Origin of the sequence: Streptomyces sp. NPDC097107, from assembly GCF_044762405.1 — a bacterium.
In the GTDB taxonomy this organism is placed as follows: domain Bacteria; phylum Actinomycetota; class Actinomycetes; order Streptomycetales; family Streptomycetaceae; genus Streptomyces; species Streptomyces thinghirensis.
This window is the reverse complement of record NZ_JBIWEF010000005.1, coordinates 40145-64171: the sequence shown is the minus strand read 5'-3', so window position 1 is coordinate 64171 and position 24027 is coordinate 40145. Positions and strand designations below refer to the sequence as shown.

Sequence of the window (24027 nt, the reverse complement as noted above, 5' to 3'; positions counted from 1 at the left end):
GACGTGCTGTGGTCTGGGCAGCGGATCTCAGCGCGCGGCGCGCGCCCCGTGCGGTGGGGCGTGGTCGGCATGGCTTCGGTCCACCGCCGCCACCGCGTCGGCGAGTCGGTCCAGGACCGCCGACGCCTGCTCCTCGGTGACGATCAGCGGCGGCAGCAGTCGTACGACGTTCCCGGACGGGCCCGCGAGGTCCACGATCAGCCCGCGTCGCAGGCACTCCCGCTGGACGGCGGCCGCTGCCTCGGCGGCGGTGCCCGGCGCGGGGCCTGGGTCCGTGCCGTCGGCAGGGGTCTCGCGCGCACCGTGCGGTGCGACCAGTTCGACGCCGAGCATCAGGCCCCGCCCCCTGACGTCACCGACACACCCGAACTCCTCGGCCAGGCCGCGCAATCGGGTCAGCATCCGACTCCCCAGTACGGCGGCGTGCTCGGCGAGGCGGTGCTCGCGTACGTGGGCGAGGGTCGCCGCGCCCGCGGCCAGGGCGAGTTGGTTGCCGCGGAAGGTGTGCGCACCGGACTCCCCCGTGTGCACGTCGCCGCGGTGCACCACCGCGGCCAGCGGCAGGCTGCCGCCGATCGACTTGGACAGGACCAGTACGTCGGGCATGACGCCGCTGTGTTCGACCGCCCAGAAGGCCCCGGTCCGCCCGACGCCCGTCTCGGTCTCGTCGGCGATCAGCAGAACGGACCGTTCCGCCGTGCTCCGGCGCATGCGCCGCATCCAGGCGTCGGGCGCGGGAAGCACTCCGCCTTCGCTGTGGACCGGTTCGAGGACCATCCCGGCGGGCAGCCGCTCCCCCGGCCGGCGGTCGTCGAGGACGGACTCGGCCCAGAGGGCGGCGAGTTCGGCCCCGCGCTCTCCTCCGACGCCGAACGGGCAGTGGTCCTGCGGGTAGGGCAGGCGCGCGGGGCGGGTGTCGCAGGCGTCGCCGTGGCCCGCGCACGCCTCGGCGGTCGCCCGGTGGTGGGTACCGGTGAAGGTGATCACCCGATTCCGCCCGGTGGCGGCGCGGACCAGCTCGACGGCGGTGGCGACCGGGCCCGTACCGGACGGTCCGCAGAACCGCACGCGCGCGTGGTCGGCGAGTCCGGGCGGCAGGGTGTGCAGCAGCTCGGTGACGAAGGCGTCCTCGACGGGGGTGGTGAGGTCCATGACCTGCAAAGGAGCCCCGGAGTCGAGAACCTTGCGGATGGCCTCCAGCACGACCGGGTGATTGTGCCCCAGGGCCAGTGCGCCCCCGCCCGAGACGCAGTCCAGGTAACGGCGGCCGTCGGCGCCCTCGATGGTGAGCCCCCGGGCCCGGACCGGTACGACGGGAAGGGCGCGCGCGTAGGTGCGAGCCGCGGACTCACGCGCCGGCTGACGCTTCGGGGCGCTGTCCTGCGCGGTACGCGCCCGCGCCGACGACGGCGCCCCGCCCGCAGCATCCTTCCCCGCGGTCGGCACGGCGTTCCCGCCTCCGGACGTAAACCCCCTGCACGCGGATTCCGCCACGGCTTCCCGACCTCCCGCTGTCCAGCGGCGACCCGACGTGCGGGGCGCCCTCGGCACGGGGGACCGCACCCGGACAGCAGGCCCCCACCGCTACCAACACCCGGCCGTTCGCGGGGTTACGGGTTGCCCGAAGATCCGTGCAGGGGCGGGCGGCCGTCGTCACCGCGCGAGGCGCTCAGGGAGGCCTGCCGGTCATCAGGCGAACGCCTCCGACGAGGAGCCCGGGCCGGCGGGATCCCCCGCCGGACATGCGCCGTACTGCGGGGGCGGTGCCGGACCCGCGCATGGATGCTGATGCTGGCCAGGTCAGATGGCTCGTATCCGAACCGTTGCCGTTCCGTCGGAACTCCCCCACAGCGAACGAATAGTGTGTGGTGCCGTTCCAGGGCAGTTCACCATAGGGGGAATCACCAGCATGCGATCCATACGGCCGTCGTTGACCACGCGCGGGCACAGGCGCGGGCGGCGCAGAAACTCCCCCGTGCCGGTCGCCGTGGCGCTCGTCTCGGCACTCGCGCTCACCGCCACCGCCTGCGAGTCCGGCGACCCCGAGGCGAGCGGTGACGCCTCGGCCTCCGCGACCGCCGCGGACGGCGGCAACGGCGAGATCCGGATCCCGGACCACATCAAGGACAAGCTCAAAGAACACGGGATCGACGTCGACGAGTGGAAGAACGGCGCCTGGAAGAACTGGAGCAAGGACGACTGGCTGCGTGAGGCGCAGGACTACGTCAACCCGATCATCGAGGACCTGTGGGACCCGGACCGTATGCGGGACGCCCAGGAGCCGGACCAGGAGGTCGACGACAGCGACCTCTCCGGTGACCAGGGCGTCACCGACCCGGAGCCGCAGCCGGTGCAGGCGCAGGCCGTGCCGCCCAAGTACCACGACAGCGCCGCCACCGCGGGCAAGCTGCTCTTCGACTCCCCCCAGGGCTCGATGGTCTGCTCGGCCACGGTCGTGGAGGACCCGGCCAACCCGGGCAGGTCCAACCTGGTCTGGACGGCCGGCCACTGCGTGCACGCGGGCAAGAAGGGCGGCTGGTACCGCAACATCGCCTTCGTGCCCTCGTACAACGACGCCGGCAAGTCGACCGCGGAACTGCAGAACGCCACCAAGGAGGAGGTCGCTCCGTACGGCGTCTGGTGGGGCGACTGGGCGCAGACCTCGGACCAGTGGATCGAGCAGGGCGGCGCGACGGGCGGTGACGGCGCCTCGTACGACTACGCCGTCATCCATGTGACACCGGAGAAGGGCAGCGACGGCAAGTCCCTGGAGGAGACGGTCGGCGACGCGCTTCCGGTGAGCTTCGACGCGCCCGCGGTGCCCCAGGTGAAGAGCCTCGAGGCGATCGGCTACCCGGCCGCAGCGCCGTACGACGGCCAGAAGCTGTACCAGTGCGAGGACAAGCCCGGCCGGCTGTCGATCGGGGCCTCCGACCCGACGATGTACCGCATCGGCTGCACCATGACCGGCGGTTCGTCCGGCGGCGGCTGGGTCGCGGCCGGTTCCGACGGCCGGCCGGCGCTGGTGTCCAACACCTCGATCGGCCCGGTGACGGCCGGCTGGCTGGCCGGTCCGCGGCTGGGCGAGGAGGCCAAGGGTGTGTTCGACGCGGTGAGCGGCAAGTTCGCCGGCCAGTGACCGCACGCTGAGGCGCACCGTCCCGACGCGGAGGACGGTGGGGTGCGTCGGGCCCGCCCGACGCACCCCACCGCGCCTTCGGTGACATGAGCGTGTTCCACAGCCGTATGTTTCGCATTCGCTGGTTCCGAATTCGTACGTTCCACATCCATACGTTTCAGCAGCTGTACGTTTCAGCGTTCATACGTATCAACGGGGGTCGACCCACCATGCGTTCCACACCACCGTCCGCCGCTCCGCGGCACCGGCGGCGCACCGCGCTCGCCGCCACCGGTCTCGTCGCCGCCCTGGCGCTCACCGCGGCCGCCTGTGGCGGCTCGGAGAAGGACGAGGCCGACGCCAAGCCCGGCGGCGGCACTTCGCAGGCCGCCGACGCCGGCGGTGACGGCAAGGTCGAGGTCCCGGCCGGCCTCGCGGACCGGCTCAAGGAGCACGGCATCGACGTCGACCAGTGGAAGGACGGCGGCTGGAAGGACTGGGACAAGGACAAGTGGCTCACTGAGGCCAAGGACTTCGTCAACCCGGTGATCGAGGGCCTGTGGGAGCCGGACCGGATGCAGTCCGCGACCGAGGCCGACAAGACCGTCACCACCAAGGACACCGCCGCCGACCAGGGCACCACCGACCCGGAGCCGGCGCCCGTCGAGGCCGTGGCCGAGAAGACGCCGTACCACGACAACGCGGCCCCGGTCGGCAAGGTCTTCTTCGACTCCCCCGAGGGGTCGATGGTCTGCTCCGGCACCGTCATCAAGGACGCGAACAACCCGGGCAGGTCCAACCTGGTGTGGACGGCGGGCCACTGCGTGCACGCCGGCGGCAGCGGCGGCTGGTACCGCAACATCGCCTTCGTGCCCTCGTACAACGACCTCGGCAAGTCCGAGGCGGAACTGGCGGGCGCGACGACCACCGAGATGGCCCCGTACGGCACCTGGTGGGCCGACTGGGCCTCGACCTCCAACCAGTGGATCCAGGGCGGCGCGGAGGACGGCGGCGACGGCGCCGCGCACGACTACTCGGTGCTGCACGTGAAGCCGGAGCAGGGCGGCAAGTCCCTGGAGGAGACGGTGGGCGCCGCGCTGGAGGTGGACTTCTCCGCCCCCTCCGCGACGGAGGTCGCCAGCATGGGCGCCTGGGGCTACCCGGCCGCCGCGCCGTACAACGGCCTGCAGATGTTCAAGTGCGTGGACCGGCCCGGCCGGCTGTCGCTGGGCCCGTCGCTGCCGACGATGTACCGCATCGGCTGCACCATGACCGGCGGTTCGTCCGGCGGTGGCTGGTTCCGGGTGGTGGACGGCGAGACCAAGCTGGTCTCGAACACCTCGATCGGCCCTCTGGAGAACACCTGGCTGGCGGGTCCGCAGCTGGGCCGGGAGGCGGAGGCGATGTACCAGGACATGAGCAAGACGTACGGCGGTCGCTGACACGCACACGGACCCGCACGCGTTGAGGGCCCGCCCCCTGCCGGCAGGGGGCGGGCCCTCGTCGTCGCTGTGCGCCTGAGCGTCAGGCGAGCGGGGCCGGAACGTACGGCGTGAGCTCCGCCGCCAGTTCCTCATGCACCCGTACTTTGAGCAGGGTGCCCTCCGAGGTGTGCTCCTCGGAGATCACCTCGCCCTCGTCATGGGCACGGGCGACCAGCTTGCCGCGGGTGTACGGCACGAGCGCCTCGATCTCCGCCGAGGGACGCGGCAGCTCGTTGTCGATCAGCGCGAGCAGCTCGTCGATGTTCCGGCCGGTGCGCGCCGAGACCGCGATGGACCGCTTCTCGACCCGCAGCAACCGCTGGAGCACCAACGGGTCCGCCATGTCGGCCTTGTTGATCACGACGATCTCGGGTACGGCGGTGGCGCCGACGTCCCTGATCACCTCGCGCACGGCGGCCAGCTGCTCCTCCGGAGCCGGGTGCGAACCGTCCACCACGTGCAGGATCAGGTCGGATTCGCCGACCTCCTCCATCGTGGAGCGGAACGCCTCGACCAGGTGGTGCGGCAGGTGCCGGACGAATCCGACGGTGTCCGCCAGGGTGTACAGCCGTCCGCTCGGCGTCTCCGCGCGGCGCACGGTCGGGTCGAGGGTGGCGAACAGCGCGTTCTCCACCAGCACGCCCGCGCCCGTGAGGCGGTTGAGCAGCGAGGACTTGCCCGCGTTGGTGTAGCCCGCGATGGCGACGGACGGCACCTTGTGGCGCTTGCGCTCCTGGCGCTTGATCTCGCGGCCGGTTTTCATCTCCGCGATCTCACGGCGCATCTTCGCCATCTTCTCGCGGATCCGCCGCCGGTCCGTCTCGATCTTGGTCTCACCGGGGCCACGGGTGGCGAGGCCGCCGCCCTTGCCGCCGCCCATCTGCCGGGACAGCGACTGACCCCAGCCGCGCAGCCGCGGCAGCATGTACTGCATCTGCGCGAGCGCGACCTGCGCCTTGCCCTCTCGGGACTTGGCGTGCTGGGCGAAGATGTCCAGAATCAGGGCCGTACGGTCGATGACCTTGACCTTGACGACGTCCTCGAGGTGGATCAGCTGTCCCGGGCTCAGCTCGCCGTCGCAGATGACGGTGTCGGCGCCCGTGTCGAGGACGACGTCCCGCAGCTCCTGGGCCTTTCCGGAGCCGATGTAGGTGGCGGCGTCGGGCTTGTCGCGGCGCTGGATGACGCCGTCGAGCACGAGCGCGCCCGCCGTCTCCGCGAGGGCGGCCAGCTCGGCCAGCGAGTTCTCCGCGTCGTGCACGGTGCCCGACGTCCAGACGCCGACGAGGACGACCCGCTCCAGGCGGAGCTGGCGGTACTCGACCTCGGTGACGTCCTCGAGCTCGGTGGAGAGGCCCGCCACGCGGCGCAGTGCCGCGCGGTCGGAGCGGTCGAACTGCTCGCCGTCCCACTTCGGGTCGGTGTCCTTGCTCCAGGCGACGTCCTCTTCCATCAGGGCATCGGCCCGGAGGCCCTCGGGATAGGTCTGCTCGAGACGCTTGGTGTCCTGGGAGGGGGAAGAAGAGGAGGTCATTGGATCCTTACGCAGCTGGGAACGGAATCGCGCGCGGCACTGACACCGCGACACTCCGGACAACGCACGAGCCGCCGGGGAGATTCCCGCGACCCCTGCCGTGCCGTCCCGAAGATGGTCGCACGGCACGGGCCGTCTCGTCATCGGCTTATTCCCCGTGCGCCTTCCCGGTGGCGGCCGCCGGCGCCTGGTCGGTCGCCGTCGGCTTCCAGTCCGGGTGGCCGGGCATGGGCGGGGTCTTCTCGCCGTACAGCCAGGCCCGGAAGAAGTCGCCCAGGTCGCGGCCGGAGATCTCGGAGGCGAGCCGGACGAAGTCGGCGGTCGTCGCGGTGCCGTCCTGGTGGCGGGTGACCCAGGCCCGTTCGAGGCGCTCGAAGGCGGGGCGGCCGATCTCCTGGCGCAGGGCGTAGAGCACGAGGGCGGCACCGTCGTACACGTTGGAGCGGAAGATTCCGGTTTTGCTGCCGTTCTTCGGCGGCTTCGGCGCGGCCGGCGGTCCGCCCGCCGTGCGCCAGCGGTCGGAGGCGCCGTAGGCGGCCTTCATGCGCGCCGCCATGGGCTTGTCCGCGCTCTCCTCCGCGTACAGAGCCTCGTACCAGGTGGCGTGTCCCTCGTTGAGCCACAGGTCGGACCAGGTGCCCGGGCTGACGCTGTTGCCGAACCACTGGTGGGCCAGCTCGTGCACCATGATCGACTCGACGTACCACGCGGGGTAGACGGGCTCGGTGAACAGCTCTCGCTCGAAGAGGGAGAGCGTCTGGGTCTCCAGTTCGAAGCCGGTGGTGGCGTCTGCCATGAGCAGGCCGTACGTCTCGAAGGGGTAGCGCCCGACCTTGTTCTCCATCCAGGTGATCTGGTCGGGGGTCTTCTCCAGCCACGGTTCGAGCGCCGCGCGGTGCTTCGTCGGCACCACGTCCCGGACGGGGAGTCCGTGCGGACCGGTGCGGTGCAGGACCGTGGAGCGGCCGATGGACACCTGGGCCAGCTCCGTGGCCATGGGGTGCTGGGTGCGGTACGTCCAGGTGGTCACTCCGCCGACCCGGTCCACGTCCGTCGGCAGGCCGTTGGCGACGGCCGTGAGTCCGTCGGGGGCGGTCACGCTGATGGTGAAGCGCGCCTTGTCGGAGGGGTGGTCGTTGCAGGGGAACACCAGGTGTGCGACATCGGCCTGGTTGGCCATGGCCAGGCCGTCGGCGGTGCGCACCCAGCCGCCCTCGCGGTCCTCGGGGTACACGGGGTCGCTGGTGTGCCGCACGGTGATCCTCGTCCGGTCGCCCTTGTCGAGCGTGTCCTCCGGCGTGACGACGAGGTCCTCGCCGGCCGTGGCGAAGCCGGCGGGCTCACCGTCGACCTCGACGGAGTCGACCTTGCCGTGCGCGAAGTCGAGGTTGAGCCGGTCCAGGCCGGCCGTCGTCCGGGCGTCGATGGTGGTGACGGCCTTCAGCGGCTCGCTGTTGCTGCCGGAATAGGTGAAGGACAGGTCGTAGGCCGTCACGTCGTAGCCGGGGTTGCCCAGGTGCGGGAAGAGGCGGTCGCCGATGCCCAGGGGGGTCGGCGGGGCACTCGCGGCGACCAGGCAGACGGAGACGGCCGAGGCGAGCAGCGCAGCGGCCCGAAACCGGCGGCGGGACCACGCGCGGGACAGCGGAGTCGGGGTCTGAGGGGTGTGCAGCATCCCCCACGGCTATCAGCGCGTGCGGACGCTGCGGCGACGGCGCGCGCCCGGAGCACCCGAACGGGTACGTCCCGGCGGCCGACGCTCCGCCGACGTACGGCCGGCCCGGACACAACCAGTCCGCGTATGGCCGGCCCGAACTGACCGGCCCGCGTACGGCTCACACTCCCGTGGTCTGCGGCTGTGCTCTGCTCACGTCGTACACCCCGGCCACGTCGCGCATCGCGCGCATGAGGGCGGGCAGTCGGGCGGCGTCCGGGAGCAGGACGGTGTAGGTGTGGCGGACCCGCTGTCGGTCGGGGGGTTCGACCGTCGCGGAGACGATCTCGGCGCCTTCGACCGCCATGGCCTCCGTGAGGTCGGCCAGGAGGTGCGGGCGGCCGAACGATTCGGCGAGCAGGGTGACCCGGCACTGCGTGCTCGCCCCCCAGCGCACCCCGACCTCCGCGCGCCCCGCGCTTTTCATCCGCGCCACCACCGCGCACCCCGCGCGGTGCACGGTCACCACTCCCCCGCGCACCGCGAAGCCGGTGATCTCGTCGGGCGGTACGGGGGTGCAGCAGCCGGCCAGCCTTACGGTCGCGCCCGGCGGGTCGACGAGGACGTCGGCGGAGGCGGGGCGGGCGGCCGGTCCGTCGGACGCCGGGCGCGAGACGGGTGCGTCGCCGGCTGCGGGACCGCGGGACGTCTCCTCCGCTTCGGCGGGCGGCTGCGCGGGGTGGGTCGCGAGCCGGCGCTGGATGGCGATCCGCGCGGCAGCCGTGTGCGCGTGTTCCAGCCACTCCCTGGAGGGCTCGGAGGCGGGGTCCTGGCCCATCAGGAGCTGCACGCTGTCACCGTCCCGCAGCACCGTGCTCATGGTCGCCAGGCGGCCGTTCACCCGGGCGCCCATGCATGCGTGCGCGTCCTCGCCGTACTGGGCGTACGCGGCGTCCACGCAGGTCGCGCCCTCGGGCAGACCGAGGGTGCCGCCGTCGGGCCGGAAGACGGTGATCTCGCGGTCCTGGGCGAGGTCCGCGCGGAGGGTGGACCAGAAGGTGTCGGGGTCGGGAGCGCCCCGCTGCCAGTCGAGCAGCCGGGAGAGCCAGCCGGGCCGGGTCGGGTCCGCGCGCTCGCCGTCACCCGCGGCCTGCTCCTCCGCCGGCGGGGCGTAGGGATTGCCGAGCGCGACGACACCCGCCTCGGCGACCTTGTGCATCTGGTGGGTGCGGATGAGGACCTCGACGACCTGACCGTCCTGTGCGCGGGCCACCGCGGTGTGCAGCGACTGGTACAGGTTGAACTTGGGTACGGCGATGAAGTCCTTGAACTCCGATACGACGGGCGTCATGCAGGTGTGCAGTTCCCCGAGGACGGCGTAGCAGTCGGCGTCCTCCTGCACGAGCACCAGGAGGCGGCCGAAGTCCGCGCCGCCGAGCGGGCCGCGCTTGCGGGAGACCCGGTGCACGGAGACGAAGTGGCGCGGCCGGATGAGGACTTCGGCGCTGATGTCGGCCTCGCGCAGCACTTTGCGCACCTCGTCGGCTACCGCGGTGAGCGGGTTGTCCGCGCGGGCCGCGTTCTCGTCGACCAACTCCCGCGTGTACGCGTACTCCTCGGGATGCATGACCGCGAAGACGAGGTCCTCCAGCTCGGACTTGAGCGCCTGTACGCCGAGCCGTTCGGCGAGCGGGATGAGCACGTCCCGGGTCACCTTGGCGATGCGCTCCTGTTTCTCCCGGCGCATGACGCCGAGGGTGCGCATGTTGTGGAGCCGGTCGGCGAGTTTGATCGACATCACGCGGACGTCGTTGCCGGTGGCGAGGAGCATCTTGCGGAAGGTCTCGGGCTCGGCGGCGGCGCCGTAGTCGACCTTCTCCAGCTTGGTGACGCCGTCGACCAGGTAGCGGACCTCGGCGCCGAACTGCTCGCCGACCTGGTCGAGGGTCACCTCGGTGTCCTCGACGGTGTCGTGGAGGAGGGAGGCGGTGAGCGTGGTGGTCTCCGCGCCGAGCTCGGCGAGGATCAGGGTCACGGCGAGCGGGTGGGTGATGTACGGCTCGCCGCTCTTGCGCATCTGGCCGCGGTGCGAGGACTCGGCCAGCACGTAGGCGCGGCGCAGCGGGTCGAGGTCGGCGTCGGGGTGATGGGCGCGGTGTGCCTCGACGACGTGGCCGATGGCGTCGGGCAGCCGGCCTCGGGTGGCCGAGCCGAGCAGTGCGGCGCGGCCCAGGCGGCGCAGGTCGATCCGGGGGCGGGCCTTCCTGCGGGGCGCCGCCGGCGCGACGGCGCCGTTGACCGCGGGCGTCACAGGGCCTGGGCTCGCTGGATTCACGGCCTCCGCATTCATGGGCACCTCCGGCTGCACGGACCGGCGGACGGGGTATCCCAGGGCGGACACGGCTCAGGGGATGGTGTTGGTCCCCCGTCCGGGCCGGTGCTTGATGCTATCGAGCCCATCACGTGCGGCCGACCGCCTCTCGCCAAGCGTGAAACGGATCACCCATTCGAGCGATGGTCCGAGGGTTTACGTTTCGCACTGAGTGTCATGGACCGGGCTGTGGTTCATCGGGTCGTGGTTCAGGCGAGTACCCCTTCCAGCCATGCGGAGTCGAACTCTCCCGTGGCGACGATCACGGCGGGGCCCGTCATCTCGATCTCGCCGTCGGGACGCTCGGTGATCACCAGGGTGCCGCCGGGCACGTCGACCGTGTACGTCGCCGGGGCGCCGGTGACCGCCGGGTCGGCGCCGTCCCTGCGGGCGGTGGCGACCGCGACGGCGCAGGCGCCCGTGCCGCAGGAACGGGTCTCCCCGGAGCCGCGCTCGTGCACCCGCATCGCGACGTGACGGGGACCGCGGTCGACGACGAACTCGACGTTGACACCGTCCGGGTAGGCGGTGGCGGGCTCGTGGGCCGGCGGGGAGTACAGGTCGCCCGCGTGGGCGAGGTCGGCGACGAAGGCGACCGCGTGCGGATTGCCCATGTTCACGTTCCGCGCGGGCCAGCTGCGCCCGTCGACGCTCACCACGACGTCGCCCTCGGGGAGCAGCGCGCGGCCCATGCCTACGGTCACGTCGCCGTTCTTCGCGAGGTGGACGCGCTTCACGCCCCCGCGCGTGGCGATGGTGAGATCGCCCTCGGTGGCGTGCCCGGCGCGCTGGAGACAGCGCGCGAAGACCCGCACGCCGTTGCCGCACATCTCCGCGACCGATCCGTCGCCGTTGCGGTAGTCCATGAACCACTCCGCCTCGGCCGCCATGTCCTTGGCCTCGGGGTGCGCCGCGGACCGCACCACGTGCAGCAGTCCGTCGCCGCCGATGCCCGCGCGACGGTCGCACAGGGCGGCGACGGCCGCCGGGGGCAGGTCGATGGCGTTCTCCGGGTCGGGGACGATCACGAAGTCGTTCTCGGTGCCGTGACCCTTGAGGAAGGCGATCCGCGTGCTCATTCCTCGATCGTACGGGGTCGGTACGACAGGACGGCGAGGCAGTGAACGAGGGGCGGCCGTGCTCGGACCCGGGCACGCGCACGTGGGACACTCACGCGGGCCCCGCGCCAGTGGGCTCGTGTCAGCCCCGCAGGCGGGCCACCCGCCACACGGCGAGGACGACGACGGCCGCGACCGCCAGGGCGTACACGAGGATCATCCGCCAGTCGGCACGGCGCCCCGATCCGCACTGCGGCAGGCCCGGCCAGGTGTAGCCGACCCGGCGGGCGGCCATCATGCCCCAGCCGGCCGCGCAGGAGCAGATCAGCAGCCCCAGCATCGCGATCACGGCGCCGCTGTCGCCGAAGTCGAAGGCGAGCGGGAAGGCGAACATCAGCGAGCCGACCGCGGCCAGGCACACGATGGGCGCGAGCTGCCAGATGCGCAGCCGTCGCTGCGGACGCAGCTCGACCTCGACCTCGTCCCCGTACATCTCGTCGGGATCGGGGCCGTCGGCCGCCACACCCTCCGGCGTCTCGTCGGGGCCGTCGGGGCTCAGACCGGCTCCGTCCGGCTCCGGTCCGCCGTGGTCGGCGGTGCCGTGCTCGGTGCTCGGTGCGGTGTCGCGAGGGCCGGCCTCCATCGCCACGCGCCCTCCCAACTAGGACTCGGTCGATCGAAGCTCGATGATGGCACGCCGCCGAAGGCCCGGATGACGGCCGGGGCGTCCCGATGCCATCACGTGATCAGGCTGTAACCGGTCGTTCGACCAATGACAGGGCGAGCTGCGGAAGTTCCGTGCGATCCGCCACAGCCCCACTCAACCAGTGCACCCGCGGATCGCGCCTGAACCACGAATCCTGACGGCGCGCGAAGCGTTTGGTGGCACGGACGGTCTCGCCCCGCGCCTCGTCCAGCGTGCACTCCCCGGCGAGCGCCGCGAGCACCTGCTGGTAGCCGAGCGCGCGCGACGCCGTACGCCCCTCGCGCAACCCCTGCGCCTCCAGTGCGCGTACTTCCTCGACCAGACCCGCCTCCCACATCCGGTCGACGCGGTGGGCGATGCGCTCGTCCAGTTCGGGGCGCGCCACGTCGACGCCGATCTGCACGGTGTCGTAGACGGGGTCGTGGCCGGGGAGGTTGGCGGTGAAGGGCTTGCCGGTGATCTCGATCACCTCCAGGGCGCGCACGATCCGGCGCCCGTTGCTGGGCAGGATGGCCCGCCCGGCCTCCGGGTCGGCAGCGGCGAGACGGGCGTGCAGCGCCCCGGGGCCCCGCACTGCGAGCTCCTCCTCCAGCCGAGCCCTTACCTCGGGGTCGGTGCCGGGGAACTCCAGGTTGTCGACGGCCCCGCGGACGTAGAGGCCGGAGCCGCCGACGAGGACCGGCCAGCGCCCCTCGGCGAGCAGCGCGTCGATCCGCTCCCGCGCGAGCCGCTGGTACTCGGCGACGGACGCGGTGACCGTCACGTCCCAGATGTCGAGCAGGTGGTGCGGGACACCACCGCGTTCCTCGGGCGTCAGTTTGGCGGTGCCGATGTCCATCCCACGGTAGAGCTGCATGGAGTCGGCGTTGACGACCTCACCGCCGAGCCTCTCGGCCAGGAAGACGCCCAGATCGGACTTTCCGGCCGCGGTGGGTCCGACTACGGCGATGACGCGGGGGGCGGGGGGTGCGCTGCTCACCGCACCAGTCTCGCAAACCTCTCGCCCGGCCCTCGAACGAGTTACGTGACGGTGCGGGGCCGGGATCGTTGCCCGTTGCGAGGTTCCCGCGCCCCGGACCACCGGGGCCACGGCCCCGGCCACGCAAACGGACGCACCGGATGCCGCGGGATTTCGCCCGCACGAGTAACGTATGGAGTTGATATGGGCGTTTTTGCACGGCTTTTTCGGAGGTCGAAGACCACGGAGGAGGCGTCGGCCGCCGCGGCGTCGGCCGATACCCCGGAGCCCGGGCGCGCGGCGGAGGCGAACGCGGCAGAGGCCGCGGAATCGACCGAAGCCGGGCCCCGGAACACGGCACAGCCGGCGGAGGCCGACGAGTCCGCCGGGGCCGACGAGTCCGCCGACTCGGAGAGCGTCGGCATCCCCAAGCAGCAGTCCGCCGGGGAGGCCGTCGACAACGAGGCCGACAAGGGCGCCCGCACCTGACTGCCCCGTGAGGGAAGGCGAACCATGGGTCTGCTGGACAATTTGAAGGCCAAACTGGGACCGGCGAAGGGCAAGGTCTCCGACCTCGCGCAGCAGCACGGCGACAAGATCGACCGCGGTCTCGACAAGGTGGCGAAGACCGTCGACGAGAGGACCAAGGGCAAGTACAGCGACCGGATCCAGACGGGCACGGGCAAGGCGAAGGGCGCCATGGACCGCCTCGCCCACAAGGACGCCGACGGCACGAACGGCGGCGGCCACACGCCCGGCACCCCGGGTGGCAGCGCCTCGGGCGGCACCCCGCCGGCCGGGCCGCCTCCGGCTTCCTGACGCGGGCGGTCACCGGCACATCGGCGGACGGTCACGAGCGGATCAGCTCCGGGCCGTCCGCCGGCTCGCGCGTGGCGGGTGTCCCGCCCGCCGCCGTCCGCCGGCCCATGCGTGGCAGGTGTCCCGCCCGCCGCCGTCCGCCGGCCCATGCGTGGCAGGTGTCCCGCCCGCCGCCGTCCGCCGGCCCATGCGTGGCAGGTGTACCGCGGCCGACCTCCTACGACCAGGTGGCCACGACGTACCCCACCCCGTACGGCGCGTCCTCATACAGCAGCGTGCCGGCGAGAGCCGTGTCCTCGGCCGCGCCCGCGAGGACCTGCCAGGGCGCCCGGCCGGACACCTTCAGTTCGCGGGCCAGCGCGGCGTCCAGGGCCGCGAGGGCCGTCACGTCCGCCGTGCCCAGCGCGCGTCCCACCTCCGCGTCGAAGGGCGCCGCCCGCTCGTCGAGGTACCCGGGGGCCTTGAGCGTGCGGCACGCGCTGGCGTCGCCCAGCACCAGCAGCGCGATCCGCCCGGCCCGCGCGGCGACGTCCCGGCCCAGCGCCGCGCAGCGATCGGCGGGAAGGGCCTCCCCCACACCGGCGCCCTCGACGGGGGCGTCGGCCCACCCGGTCCGTCCGAGCAGCCAGGCGCCCACGGCGAACCCGTACGGCAGCTCGCGACCGGTCCGCTCCGGCGCCGCACAGCGGTCCGGGCCCAGGCGCACGTCCAGCTCCACACCGAACCCGCGGAACGAGCCCCGCGTGCCCTGCGGATAGACCTCGGGTCCGGTGCCGTCGGCGGGCCCGACCACGACGAGCCGGTCGGGCCGGGCCGCGGCGAGCACGCCCAGCGCGTCCGTGCAGGCGGCACGCGCGACGTCCAGCTCGGGTGCGGCGCCCGCGGCCACCTCCGGCACGAGGAGCGGCGGGCAGGGACAGACAGCGGCGGCGACAAGCATGATCGGCAGCGTAGCCCCGTACCACCGTCCGCCGTCGTACGCCCTGCGGTCAGTCGCAGCCGCAGCCGCTCGCCACGGCGGGCTGGGGCTCGGGAACGCCGATCTTCGGCAGGCCCAGCATCACGCCCACGGGCTTGGTGTGCTCGGCCGAGTTGCGCTTCTCCCAGGCGTCGCCCGCGCGCGTGCGACGCACACCGAGCGCCTCGCCCTCGGCGAGGAGGTGGTGCGGAGCGGCGTAGGTGATCTCGACCGTCACCACGTCGCCCGGGCGCACCTCCTGGTCGGGCTTGGTGAAGTGCACCAGGCGGTTGTCGGGGGCGCGGCCGGAGAGGCGGTGGGTGGCGCCGTCCTTACGGCCCTCGCCCTCGGCGACCATCAGCTCCAGGGTGCGGCCGACCTGCTTCTTGTTCTCCTCCCAGGAGATCTCCTCCTGGAGGGCGACGAGACGCTCGTAGCGCTCCTGGACGACCGCCTTGGGGATCTGGTCGTCCATCTCGGCGGCCGGGGTGCCGGGCCGCTTGGAGTACTGGAAGGTGAAGGCCTGGGCGAACCGGGCCTCGCGCACCACGTGCAGGGTCTGCTCGAAGTCTTCCTCGGTCTCGCCCGGGAAGCCCACGATGATGTCGGTCGTGATCGCCGCATGCGGGATGGCGGCCCGCACCTTCTCGATGATGCCCAGGTAGCGGTCCTGGCGGTAGGAGCGGCGCATGGCCTTCAGGACCGGGTCGGAACCGGACTGGAGCGGCATGTGCAGCTGCGGCATCGCGTTCGGCGTCTCGGCCATGGCGGCGATCACGTCGTCGGTGAAGTCGCGCGGGTGCGGAGAGGTGAAGCGGACGCGCTCCAGGCCTTCGATGTTGCCGCAGGCGCGCAGCAGCTTGCTGAAGGCCTCGCGGTCGCCGATGTCGGAGCCGTAGGCGTTGACGTTCTGCCCGAGGAGGGTGATCTCGGAGACGCCCTCGGCCACCAGGGCCTCGACCTCGGCGAGGATGTCGCCGGGACGCCGGTCCTTCTCCTTGCCGCGCAGCGCCGGGACGATGCAGAAGGTGCAGGTGTTGTTGCAGCCGACGGAGATGGAGACCCAGGCCGCGTAGGCGCTCTCGCGCCGGGTCGGCAGCGTGGACGGGAACGCCTCCAGGGACTCGGCGATCTCGACCTGCGCCTCCTCCTGCACTCGGGCGCGCTCCAGCAGCACCGGCAGCTTGCCGATGTTGTGCGTGCCGAAGACGACGTCCACCCAGGGGGCCCGCTTCACGATGGTGTCGCGGTCCTTCTGTGCCAGGCAGCCGCCGACCGCGATCTGCATCCCGGGGCGGCTCGCCTTCTTCGGCGCGAGGTGGCCGAGGTTGCCGTACAGCTTGTTGTCGGCGTTCTCCCGTACGGCGCAGGTGTTGAAGACGACGACGTCCGCGTCGCCGTCGGCGCTCTCGGGGGCGCGGACGTAGCCCGCGTCCTCCAGCAGGCCGGACAATCGCTCGGAGTCGTGGACGTTCATCTGGCACCCGTAGGTGCGGACTTCATAGGTGCGCGTGCCGCCCACTGACTGGCTCCGGTCGATGCTGCTCATGGCAATAAGGGTAGGCGGTCGGCGGCGATGGCCCGGGCCGCCTGTGGACAACCGCAGTCGGTGCTGGTCAGAGCTGGTCGGAGCCGGTGACCGGAGCCGGCGGTCAGGGCTCGATGAGGCCCGCGCGGATCGCGTACCGGGTGAGCTCCAGGCGGTCGCGGGCGCCCAGCTTCTGGAGGAGGTTGGCGCGGTGGCGTTCGACGGTCTTGGCGCTGATGAACAGCAGCTCGCCGATCTCCTTGGAGGTGTGGCCCTCGGCGACGAGCTTGAGGATCTCCTCCTCGCGCTCGGTGATGGGTCGCTCGGGCAGGCCGCCGCCGCCGTGCAGGCGGTCCAGGTAGGAGCGGACCAGGGCCCGTTCCGCACCGGGATAGATGAACGGCTCGTCGCGAACGGCCGCCCGGCACGCCTCGACCAGGTGGCGGTCGGCGACGGACTTGAGGACGTATCCGCAGGCACCGGCCTTGAGGGCCTCGAAGAAGTACTGCTCGTTGTCGTACATCGTCAGGATGAGGATGCGCAGCTCGGGCAGGCGGCGGGAGAGCTCGCGGGCCGCCTGGAGGCCGGTCATGCGGGGCATCGCGACGTCCAGGACGGCCAGGTCCACCTCGGTGGCCCGCGCCGCGGCGACCGCCTCGGCCCCGTCACCGGCCTCGGCGACGACGGTCAGGTCCGGCTCGCCGTCCAGGATGAGGCGCACTCCGCGGCGTACGAGGGTGTGGTCGTCGGCGAGCAGGACGCGGATCGGGGGGCGGGCGGGCATCAGGGGCGGTCTCCGGTTCGGTCGTGGGATCGGTCCCCGGTCGCGTCCACGGCCTGGTTCGCGGACCGGCCCCCGGTCGCGTCAACGGCCCGATCTCCGGACCGGACCCCGACCGCGTCCGCAACCCGGTCTCCGAGCCGGCCCCCCGGCGGGGCGGGGACGCGGAGGCGTACGTCCGTGCCCCGTACGGGGGCGGGTGCGAAGTGGATCTCGGCTCCTATCAGCAGGGCCCGTTCGCGCATGCCGCGCATGCCGGCGCCCTCGGCGGCCGCGCCGAGACCGGTGCCGTTGTCGCGTACGAGAAGTTCGACACCGTCGGACAGCAGGCGAAGGCTCAGCTCCGCGCGGTCCGCGGCGGCATGGCGGGCGGTGTTGGTCAGGCCCTCCTGGGCGACCCGGTAGAGCACGAGTTCCGTCTCCGGGGCGAGCGGGGGCAGGTCGCCGGGGACGTGCTGGTGGACGGTCAGCCCGTGGTGCGTGAACTCGGCGGCGAGCGAGCGCAGGGCGCTGGCGAGACCGAGCTCCTCCAGGACACCGGGACGCAGGCGACGGGCGATGCGGCGGATCTCGTCGAGGCCGGCCCGGGTGGCCTCCTGAGCGAGGGACACTTCCTCACGCAGTTCGCCGGGCACCCGGTCGGCGACGCGCTTGAGCTGGAGGAGCACGGCAGTGAGGGTCTGGCCGACCTCGTCGTGGAGCTCGCGGGCGATGCGGTGGCGTTCGCGTTCCTGGGCGTGCAGGGCGCGGCCGGCTCCGGCGGCGCGTTCGGCCTGGAGCCGGTCCAGCATCGTGTTGTACGTCGCGATCAGCTGTGCCGCCTCGGCCGGTCCGGCGACCGTCGGGCGGGCCCCTGGCACCAGCAGGTCGGCGGTGGACATCGCCCGGCCGAGCCGGTGCAGCGGGGTGAGTCCTATGCGCAGGACGACCGCGTTGCCGACCAGCAGCGCCGCGAGGCCCGCCAGCAGGACCAGCGCCTCCCCGGGCAGGACGGGCGTCGACACGGTGACCGGTCCCAGCAGCAGTCCTGTGGCGATGGCCAAACCCGCGGCGTTGAGCGAGAAGATCCGCCAGAAAAGCGACACGGTCCTCTTCCCGCTCCTCCCGGCCTTCGCGCACGACACCGCCGCAACCACCCTCGCCGCCCGCGACCGGCCGCGTATATCCGTCACGACACCCATATCGCCACCGTACGTGCGGATGACAGCATGGCGAGGCCGCGAGCACGTCACGCACGTGCGGAAAGTGCGGCAAGGGACGCAAGACGAATGAGGGGAAAGCTCGTGTCAGCTCCACGCCTGAGGGCGACGCCGCTGCCGGGTATCGGGGTCCAGTACGACCTGGTGACCCGCGAACACCGGCACCTGTCGGTGGTGGCACACCGCGACGGCACCCGGACGGTGAACATGTACCGGGCCGACGACCCCGATTCCTGCGCCCACTCGCTTCGGCTGGCCGGCGCGGAGGCGGGCGCGCTGATCGACGCGCTGATGCCCTCCCACCACAGCCCGAGCCTGCTCTACACCACTGACCTCGGGCTGGTCGCGGAGCGGATCGAGGTGGCCGCGACGTCCCGGTGGAACGGCCGCCTGCTCGGTGAGACGTGCATGCGGACCGAGACCGGCGCGTCCATCGTCGCGGTGCTGCGGCGGGCCGAGGCCATTCCGTCGCCGGCGCCGGACTTCCGGCTGGTGGGTGGCGACACCTTGATCGTCATCGGCACCCGCGAGGGCGTCGACACGGCCGCGGCGATACTCGGGCAGGAGTGAGCCGGTGCACTCCGCGGTTCTGCTGATCGAGTTCGGTTCCATCATTCTGGGGCTCGGGCTGCTCGGCCGGTTCGCCGGCCGATACCGCCTCTCCCCGATCCCGCTGTACCTGCTGGCCGGGCTGGCCTTCGGCGAGGGCGGCCTGCTGCCGCTCGGGGCGAGCGAGGAGTTCATCGCCGCCGGCGCCGAGATCGGCGTCATCCTCCTGCTGCTGATGCTGGGCCTGGAGTACACGGCCAGCGACCTGGTCACCAATCTGAAATCCCACTATCCGGCCGGTCTCGTCGACTGCGCGCTCAACGCCGTGCCGGGCGCGGTGGCCGCACTGCTGCTGGGCTGGAGTCCGGTGGCGGCCGTAGTGCTGGCCGGGGTGACGTGGATCTCGTCGTCCGGTGTCATCGCCAAGGTGCTCGGAGACCTCGGCCGCGTCGGCAACCGCGAGACCCCGGTGATCCTCAGCGTTCTGGTCCTGGAGGACCTGGCGATGGCGGTGTACCTGCCGATCGTCACGGCTCTGGTGGCCGGTGCCGGGCTGATGACCGGGAGCATCACGCTGGCGGTCGCGCTGGCGGCGGCGGGCGCGGTGCTGTTCGTGGCGCTGCGTTACGGCCGGGTGATCTCGCGGTTCGTCTCCAGCGACGACCCGGAGAAGCTGCTGCTGGTGGTGCTGGGCCTGACCATCCTGGTCGCGGGCGTCGCACAGCAGCTCCAGGTGTCGGCCGCCGTGGGCGCGTTCCTCGTGGGCATCGCGCTGTCCGGAGAGGTCGCGGAGGGCGCGCACACGCTGCTGAGCCCGCTGCGGGACCTGTTCGCCGCGGTCTTCTTCGTCTTCTTCGGGCTGCACACCGATCCCGCCAGCATCCCGCCGGTCCTGGTGCCCGCTCTCGCACTGGCTCTGCTCACCGCCGTGACGAAGATCGCCACCGGGTACTGGGCGGCGCGGCGGTCCGGGATCTCCGTCAAGGGCCGCTGGCGGGCGGGCGGTGCGCTGGTGGCACGCGGCGAGTTCTCGATCGTCATCGCGGGTCTCGCGGTGTCGGCCGGTGTCGAACCGTCCCTGGGGCCGCTGGCCACGGCCTACGTCCTCATCCTGGTCGTCCTCGGTCCCCTCACCGCCCGCTTCACCGAGCCGCTGGCGTCCCGCCTCTTCCGTCGCCGGGACAATCCCGACCGCCCCGGCGGCGTGCCCGACGGGACGCCGCGGACGGCGGGGGCGGAGGCGTCGGTGGGCGACTGACGCCGCGACGGCCTCGGTACGACCCGACACGACCCCGGTACGCAGGTGCCGGGGTCGTCGTTTTCTACGTCGGCGGCAGCGGTCGTACGTCGGCGGCAGCGGCAGCGGCAGCGGCAGGGAACGCGGAAAGCCGCCGCGCGCCCAGCGGCCCCGTCAGGCGCCCGGCGTCTCCTGTGCCTCCGCCGTCCGCGGCGCCCATCCCTGCCGGCGCAGCACGCCCGGCACGTCCGGTACCTCGTAGTGGTCGCCCTTGAGGACCTTGCCGTCGGCCCTGCGGCTGACCCGGCCGTCGGGGCCCAGCTTGGTCATGTTGGAGCGGTGGATCTCGGCGATCACTTCATCGAGGTCGATGCCGTGGACGAGCGCCGTGCCGTAGGCGACGTAGACCACGTCCGCCAGTTCGTGCGCGAGCCGGTCGAGCGGGCCCGTCACCGACACCTCGGCGACCTCGGCGGCCTCCTCGGCGAGCAACTCACCTCTGTGGGCGGCCAGGTGCGGGGAGACCTCGGTCGGAGTGCTGCGGGCGTCCAGCCCGAAGGCGAGGTGGAAGGCGCGGACCAGGTCGGCGGGCGAGGAGCTCATGCCGACGACTGTAGCGAGCGCCACTGACAGCAGGCGCCGCGCTCCCGCGCGGTCGCCGTGTGAGCTCCGCCCTGGTCAGCCGGGTTGCGGGCTGGCAGGATCGCGCACATGTCCTCGCTGCTCTCCCGTGTCGGCAGACGCCGCGCCGTCCAGGGCGCGGTCGCCGGTGCCGTCGTCCTCGGGCTGCTGCTGTGGTGGCTGCTGCCGCTGGGCGAGAAACCGCCGAGCGGGGCGATCACGTTCAGCACGGGCACGCGTGCGGGCGTCTACCAGAAGTACGGCGAACTGCTGCGCAGCGAACTGCGCAAGGACATGCCGGACCTGAAGGTGCGGCTGACGACCAGCGCGGGCTCGCAGGAGAACGTCGAGCGGGTGGCGTCCGGGGAGGCCGACTTCACGATCGCCGCGGCCGACGCCGTGGAAACCTACAAGATCGCCGGCCGTCCCGGCGCCGAGGGGCTGCGCGGTGTCACCCGCCTCTACGACGACTATGTGCAGCTCGTGGTGCCGAGTGACTCGGACATCCAGTCCGTCGCCGACCTGCGCGGCAAGCGGGTGGCCATCGGGCTGCCGAACTCGGGCGTACGGCTGATCGCCACCCGGCTGCTGAAGGCCGTGGGCATCGACCCGGAGAAGGACATCACGCCCCGTGCGGACGGGATCGACACCGGCCCGGGGCGGCTCGGCGAAGAGCTCGACGCGTTCTTCTGGTCGGGCGGCGTGCCGACGGACGGGCTCAAGCAGATCGCGGAGACCTCCGCCTTCCGGTTCGTGCCGATCGGCGAGGACCTCGTCACCGAGCTGCACGAGTCGGGCGGCGCGACCCGCTACTACCGCACCACCAACATGCCGGAGTCGGCGTACCCCACCGTGCAGAACGGTTCCGTGGTGCCCACGATGGCGGTGTCCAACCTGCTGGTGACGCGCGCGGACATGGATCCGAGGCTCACCGAGTGGCTGACCAGGACGGTGCTCGACAGCCGCGACGGCATCGGGGCGACCGTCCACTCCGCGCAGCTGGTGGACTTGCGTACCGCGATCTACACCGACCCGCTGGAGCTGCACCAGGGTGCCCGGCGCTACTACCGGTCGGTGAAGCCGTAGGGCCGCTCCGGCTCCTCGGGAGCGGTCGTCCCCGGTCCGGACCTCGGCACCGTGACCGTCACCTCGAGGCCGTGCGGCTCGTGGTGGCCGAAACGGATCGAGCCGTCGCCCGCCGCGAGCAGCGCCCGGCAGATGGACAGGCCGAGGCCGGAGCCCTTGATGTTCTGGTGCCGGCCGCTGCGCCAGAAACGGTCGCCCACGCGCGCGAGCTCCTCGTCGGTCAGCCCGGGACCGTTGTCGGTGACGACGACGGTGGTGGCGTCCCCGATGGAGGCGACCGTGACCCGGACGGTCTCGTCGGCCGGCGTGAACTTCACCGCGTTGTCGATGACCGCGTCCAGGGCGCTGGACAGCGTCACCGGGTCGGCCCAGCCCGTGGTCGGCGGGCAGTCACCCACCAGCCGCACGCCCTTGGCCCCGGCCGTCGGTGACCAGGCCGCCACCCGCTCGGCGGCCAGCGCGCCGATGTCGGTGAGACTCAGGTCCGCCTGGCTGTGCTCGGCCAGCGCAAGGTCGAGCAGGTCGTCCAGGACCCGGGCCAGCCGCTTGCCCTCGGTCTGGACGGAGGCGATCTCCTCGTTGCCCTCGGGCAGTTCCAGGGCGAGCAGCTCGATACGCAGCAGCAGCGCCGCGAGAGGGTTGCGCAGCTGGTGCGAGGCGTCGGCGACGAAGGCGCGCTGCTGTTCCAGCACGTCCTCCACGTGGTCCGCCATCTCGTTGAACGACCCGGCCAGGCGCCTGAGCTCCGGTGGTCCCCCGGCCGGCGCGACCCGGGACTTGAGCCGCCCGGTGGCGATGTCGTGGGTCGTGGCATCCAGGACGCGTACCGGCCTGAGCACCCATCCGGTCAGCCGGAGCGCGGCGCCGACGGCGAGCAGCATCGCGGCGACTTCACCGGCGCCGATGATCAGCCAGCCGCGCAGGGTGCGCGACCGCATCGAGTCGGTGGGCGAGTCGGTGACCACGACCGCGACCACGTCCCCGTCCCGGATGACCGGCGAGGCGACCACGAGCCGGCCGTCCTCCCATGGCCATACCTGCTGCGGGTCGTGACTGCGGCGGCTGAGCAGCGCCTCGTCGAAGGAGTCGCGCACCTCGCCGGTCTGGGGGAGGAACCAGGTCGTCGGCGCGTTGGCCATGGGGATGTGGTTGCGGTAGAAGACGCCGGCCTCGATGCCGTAGACCTCGTAGTAGCTGATGAGCTCGGTCTGCAGCGTCTCCAGGCGTTCGTCCGTGGTCGTCCGTCGCGAGCCGCCCGGCACGTCCTCGGTGACGAACTGGGCGAGCGCGGCGAAGCGTGCCGTGTCGTCTATGCGGTCGATGACGACCTTCTGCTGCTCCGCGCGGGCGACGCTGACGCCGAGCGGAACGCCGAGCGCGAGGAGAACGGCCGCCATCAGGACGATGAGCAGCGGGAGCAGGCGTGTGCTCACCCGGCCCCGCTATCCGATGGGGGCGACGAGGCGGTAGCCGACGCCGCGGACGGTCTCGATGAGCGCCGGCATGCGCAGCTTGGCGCGCAGCGAGGCGACGTGCACCTCCAGCGTGCGCCCGGTCCCCTCCCAGCTGGTGCGCCAGACCTCGCTGATGATCTGCTCCCGGCGGAAGACCACTCCGGGGCGCTGTGCGAGCAGGGCGAGGAGGTCGAATTCCTTGCGGGTGAGTTGGACAACCGAACCGTCCACGGTGACCTGGCGTGTCGGCAGCTCGATACGCACCGCTCCGAGGCGCACCACGGTCTCGGTGCTCCCGGTGGTGTCCTCGTGGGCGGTGCGCCGGCTGACGGCGTGGATCCGGGCGAGCAGCTCCCCGGTGTCGTACGGCTTGACCACGTAGTCGTCGGCGCCGAGGTTGAGGCCGTGGATGCGGGAGCGGACGTCGGAGCGGGCGGTGACCATGATGACGGGGGTGCTGGTGCGCTTGCGGATCTTGCCGCAGACCTCGTAGCCGTCCTGGTCGGGCAGTCCCAGGTCGAGCAGGACGACGCCGAAGCAGTCGACCTCGGGGACGAGCGCCTGGAGGGCCTCCTCGCCGCTGCGCGCGTGGGTGACGTCGAAGCCGTGCCGTGCCAGGATCGCGGACAGAGCGGCGGCCACGTGGTTGTCGTCCTCGACGAGCAGCAGTCTCATCCGGGCTCCCTTCGGTTCATCGGCCGTACGCTCGGCAGGGGTACAAAGACACGTGCACGCGCGCGGGCACCTTGTGCAGTGACGCCGATGGAGGGGGACGGCGTCAAGAGGCTTCCGGTTGCGGCCGCTCGAAGTTATCCGGCCGATATGCGCCCTGCTCACAAGTGCTACGACTCGTATCCGATTGCTACCGGATCGTGATGCTCAGATTCCCCTCAGATGTAGAGACGCAGGTCG

At 72.2% G+C, this 24027-nt stretch carries 21 protein-coding genes; 7 read left to right on the top strand and 14 right to left on the bottom strand.

Annotated features, from left to right (window positions below; genetic code table 11):
• Window positions 1-27: 27 nt before the first annotated feature.
• Window positions 28-1446, bottom strand: a complete 1419-nt coding sequence (locus tag ACIQ1J_RS13050; protein WP_403556754.1) for an aminotransferase class III-fold pyridoxal phosphate-dependent enzyme — start codon at window positions 1444-1446, stop codon at window positions 28-30.
• Window positions 1447-1909: 463 nt separating this feature from the next.
• Between ACIQ1J_RS13050 and ACIQ1J_RS13045 the strand changes: the two genes are divergently transcribed.
• Window positions 1910-3139 (top strand): trypsin-like serine peptidase, encoded by a 1230-nt coding sequence (locus ACIQ1J_RS13045; protein WP_403556752.1) that lies wholly within the window; start codon window positions 1910-1912, stop codon window positions 3137-3139.
• A gap of 209 nt (window positions 3140-3348) precedes the next feature.
• On the top strand, window positions 3349-4560 hold the full coding sequence (locus ACIQ1J_RS13040; protein WP_403556750.1) for a trypsin-like serine peptidase: 1212 nt from the start codon (window positions 3349-3351) through the stop codon (window positions 4558-4560).
• An 82-nt stretch (window positions 4561-4642) separates the two neighbouring features.
• Here ACIQ1J_RS13040 and hflX read toward each other — a convergent pair whose 3' ends face one another.
• The 6 genes from hflX to miaA all read right to left on the bottom strand — a co-directional run bounded on the left by hflX (window position 4643) and on the right by miaA (window position 12904).
• On the bottom strand, window positions 4643-6136 hold the full coding sequence (gene hflX, locus ACIQ1J_RS13035) for a GTPase HflX (RefSeq protein WP_403556748.1): 1494 nt from the start codon (window positions 6134-6136) through the stop codon (window positions 4643-4645).
• A gap of 148 nt (window positions 6137-6284) precedes the next feature.
• The gene (locus ACIQ1J_RS13030; protein ID WP_403556746.1) at window positions 6285-7811 is read right to left on the bottom strand and encodes a M1 family metallopeptidase; all 1527 of its coding nucleotides are present in this window, start codon (window positions 7809-7811) and stop codon (window positions 6285-6287) included.
• A 160-nt stretch (window positions 7812-7971) separates the two neighbouring features.
• Window positions 7972-10140: a RelA/SpoT family protein gene (locus ACIQ1J_RS13025; RefSeq protein ID WP_403556744.1), complete on the bottom strand. Its 2169-nt coding sequence runs from the start codon at window positions 10138-10140 to the stop codon at window positions 7972-7974.
• A gap of 230 nt (window positions 10141-10370) precedes the next feature.
• A complete protein-coding gene (dapF, locus tag ACIQ1J_RS13020; RefSeq protein ID WP_403556742.1) occupies window positions 10371-11240 on the bottom strand; it encodes a diaminopimelate epimerase in 870 nt (289 codons plus the stop codon).
• Between the two features lie 121 nt (window positions 11241-11361).
• Window positions 11362-11862 (bottom strand): hypothetical protein, encoded by a 501-nt coding sequence (locus tag ACIQ1J_RS13015; RefSeq protein ID WP_403557181.1) that lies wholly within the window; start codon window positions 11860-11862, stop codon window positions 11362-11364.
• A 103-nt stretch (window positions 11863-11965) separates the two neighbouring features.
• Window positions 11966-12904, bottom strand: a complete 939-nt coding sequence (gene miaA, locus ACIQ1J_RS13010; RefSeq protein WP_403556740.1) for a tRNA (adenosine(37)-N6)-dimethylallyltransferase MiaA — start codon at window positions 12902-12904, stop codon at window positions 11966-11968.
• 183 nt (window positions 12905-13087) lie between these two features.
• Between miaA and ACIQ1J_RS13005 the strand changes: the two genes are divergently transcribed.
• The gene (locus tag ACIQ1J_RS13005) at window positions 13088-13372 is read left to right on the top strand and encodes a hypothetical protein (protein ID WP_403556738.1); all 285 of its coding nucleotides are present in this window, start codon (window positions 13088-13090) and stop codon (window positions 13370-13372) included.
• Window positions 13373-13396: 24 nt separating this feature from the next.
• The gene (locus ACIQ1J_RS13000) at window positions 13397-13702 is read left to right on the top strand and encodes an antitoxin (RefSeq protein WP_403556736.1); all 306 of its coding nucleotides are present in this window, start codon (window positions 13397-13399) and stop codon (window positions 13700-13702) included.
• 217 nt (window positions 13703-13919) lie between these two features.
• Here the strand turns inward: ACIQ1J_RS13000 and ACIQ1J_RS12995 are convergent, their stop codons facing one another.
• The 4 genes from ACIQ1J_RS12995 to ACIQ1J_RS12980 form a co-directional block, all read right to left on the bottom strand.
• Window positions 13920-14642: a class III extradiol dioxygenase subunit B-like domain-containing protein gene (locus ACIQ1J_RS12995; protein ID WP_403556734.1), complete on the bottom strand. Its 723-nt coding sequence runs from the start codon at window positions 14640-14642 to the stop codon at window positions 13920-13922.
• 49 nt (window positions 14643-14691) lie between these two features.
• Window positions 14692-16209, bottom strand: a complete 1518-nt coding sequence (gene miaB, locus ACIQ1J_RS12990) for a tRNA (N6-isopentenyl adenosine(37)-C2)-methylthiotransferase MiaB (RefSeq protein WP_403556732.1) — start codon at window positions 16207-16209, stop codon at window positions 14692-14694.
• 103 nt (window positions 16210-16312) lie between these two features.
• Window positions 16313-16972: a response regulator transcription factor gene (locus ACIQ1J_RS12985; RefSeq protein WP_210962782.1), complete on the bottom strand. Its 660-nt coding sequence runs from the start codon at window positions 16970-16972 to the stop codon at window positions 16313-16315.
• Window positions 16972-18150, bottom strand: a complete 1179-nt coding sequence (locus ACIQ1J_RS12980) for a HAMP domain-containing sensor histidine kinase (RefSeq protein ID WP_403556729.1) — start codon at window positions 18148-18150, stop codon at window positions 16972-16974. The genes ACIQ1J_RS12985 and ACIQ1J_RS12980 overlap by 1 nt, the downstream gene beginning before the upstream one ends.
• A gap of 102 nt (window positions 18151-18252) precedes the next feature.
• On the opposite strand from ACIQ1J_RS12980, the gene ACIQ1J_RS12975 reads away from it, so the two are divergent.
• A complete protein-coding gene (locus ACIQ1J_RS12975) occupies window positions 18253-18738 on the top strand; it encodes a cation:proton antiporter regulatory subunit (protein WP_210962781.1) in 486 nt (161 codons plus the stop codon).
• 4 nt (window positions 18739-18742) lie between these two features.
• A complete protein-coding gene (locus ACIQ1J_RS12970; RefSeq protein ID WP_210962780.1) occupies window positions 18743-19975 on the top strand; it encodes a cation:proton antiporter in 1233 nt (410 codons plus the stop codon).
• Window positions 19976-20128: 153 nt separating this feature from the next.
• Here the strand turns inward: ACIQ1J_RS12970 and ACIQ1J_RS12965 are convergent, their stop codons facing one another.
• Window positions 20129-20557 (bottom strand): MazG nucleotide pyrophosphohydrolase domain-containing protein, encoded by a 429-nt coding sequence (locus ACIQ1J_RS12965; protein WP_403556727.1) that lies wholly within the window; start codon window positions 20555-20557, stop codon window positions 20129-20131.
• Window positions 20558-20665: 108 nt separating this feature from the next.
• Here ACIQ1J_RS12965 and ACIQ1J_RS12960 point away from each other — a divergent pair, with 108 nt between their 5' ends.
• Complete coding sequence (locus ACIQ1J_RS12960; protein ID WP_403556725.1) at window positions 20666-21661, top strand: TAXI family TRAP transporter solute-binding subunit; 996 nt, start codon at window positions 20666-20668, stop codon at window positions 21659-21661.
• Here ACIQ1J_RS12960 and ACIQ1J_RS12955 read toward each other — a convergent pair.
• Window positions 21640-23094, bottom strand: a complete 1455-nt coding sequence (locus ACIQ1J_RS12955) for an ATP-binding protein (RefSeq protein WP_403556723.1) — start codon at window positions 23092-23094, stop codon at window positions 21640-21642. The two genes, ACIQ1J_RS12960 and ACIQ1J_RS12955, sit on opposite strands and share 22 nt — an antisense overlap.
• A 9-nt stretch (window positions 23095-23103) precedes the next feature.
• Complete coding sequence (locus ACIQ1J_RS12950; protein WP_403556721.1) at window positions 23104-23790, bottom strand: response regulator transcription factor; 687 nt, start codon at window positions 23788-23790, stop codon at window positions 23104-23106.
• Window positions 23791-24027: the final 237 nt, after the last annotated feature.

Coding starts and splice junctions, on each gene's coding strand:
- ACIQ1J_RS13025 (WP_403556744.1), bottom strand. CDS start 10,140: ATGAATGCGGAGGCCGTGAATCCAGCGAGCCCAGGCCCTGTGACGCCC.
- dapF (WP_403556742.1), bottom strand. CDS start 11,240: ATGAGCACGCGGATCGCCTTCCTCAAGGGTCACGGCACCGAGAACGAC.
- miaB (WP_403556732.1), bottom strand. CDS start 16,209: ATGAGCAGCATCGACCGGAGCCAGTCAGTGGGCGGCACGCGCACCTAT.
- ACIQ1J_RS12995 (WP_403556734.1), bottom strand. CDS start 14,642: ATGCTTGTCGCCGCCGCTGTCTGTCCCTGCCCGCCGCTCCTCGTGCCG.
- ACIQ1J_RS13005 (WP_403556738.1), top strand. CDS start 13,088: ATGGGCGTTTTTGCACGGCTTTTTCGGAGGTCGAAGACCACGGAGGAG.
- ACIQ1J_RS13040 (WP_403556750.1), top strand. CDS start 3,349: ATGCGTTCCACACCACCGTCCGCCGCTCCGCGGCACCGGCGGCGCACC.
- ACIQ1J_RS12950 (WP_403556721.1), bottom strand. CDS start 23,790: ATGAGACTGCTGCTCGTCGAGGACGACAACCACGTGGCCGCCGCTCTG.
- ACIQ1J_RS13030 (WP_403556746.1), bottom strand. CDS start 7,811: ATGCTGCACACCCCTCAGACCCCGACTCCGCTGTCCCGCGCGTGGTCC.
- ACIQ1J_RS12965 (WP_403556727.1), bottom strand. CDS start 20,557: ATGAGCTCCTCGCCCGCCGACCTGGTCCGCGCCTTCCACCTCGCCTTC.
- ACIQ1J_RS12985 (WP_210962782.1), bottom strand. CDS start 16,972: ATGCCCGCCCGCCCCCCGATCCGCGTCCTGCTCGCCGACGACCACACC.
- ACIQ1J_RS13000 (WP_403556736.1), top strand. CDS start 13,397: ATGGGTCTGCTGGACAATTTGAAGGCCAAACTGGGACCGGCGAAGGGC.
- ACIQ1J_RS13045 (WP_403556752.1), top strand. CDS start 1,910: ATGCGATCCATACGGCCGTCGTTGACCACGCGCGGGCACAGGCGCGGG.
- hflX (WP_403556748.1), bottom strand. CDS start 6,136: ATGACCTCCTCTTCTTCCCCCTCCCAGGACACCAAGCGTCTCGAGCAG.
- ACIQ1J_RS13015 (WP_403557181.1), bottom strand. CDS start 11,862: ATGGAGGCCGGCCCTCGCGACACCGCACCGAGCACCGAGCACGGCACC.
- ACIQ1J_RS12980 (WP_403556729.1), bottom strand. CDS start 18,150: ATGGGTGTCGTGACGGATATACGCGGCCGGTCGCGGGCGGCGAGGGTG.
- ACIQ1J_RS12960 (WP_403556725.1), top strand. CDS start 20,666: ATGTCCTCGCTGCTCTCCCGTGTCGGCAGACGCCGCGCCGTCCAGGGC.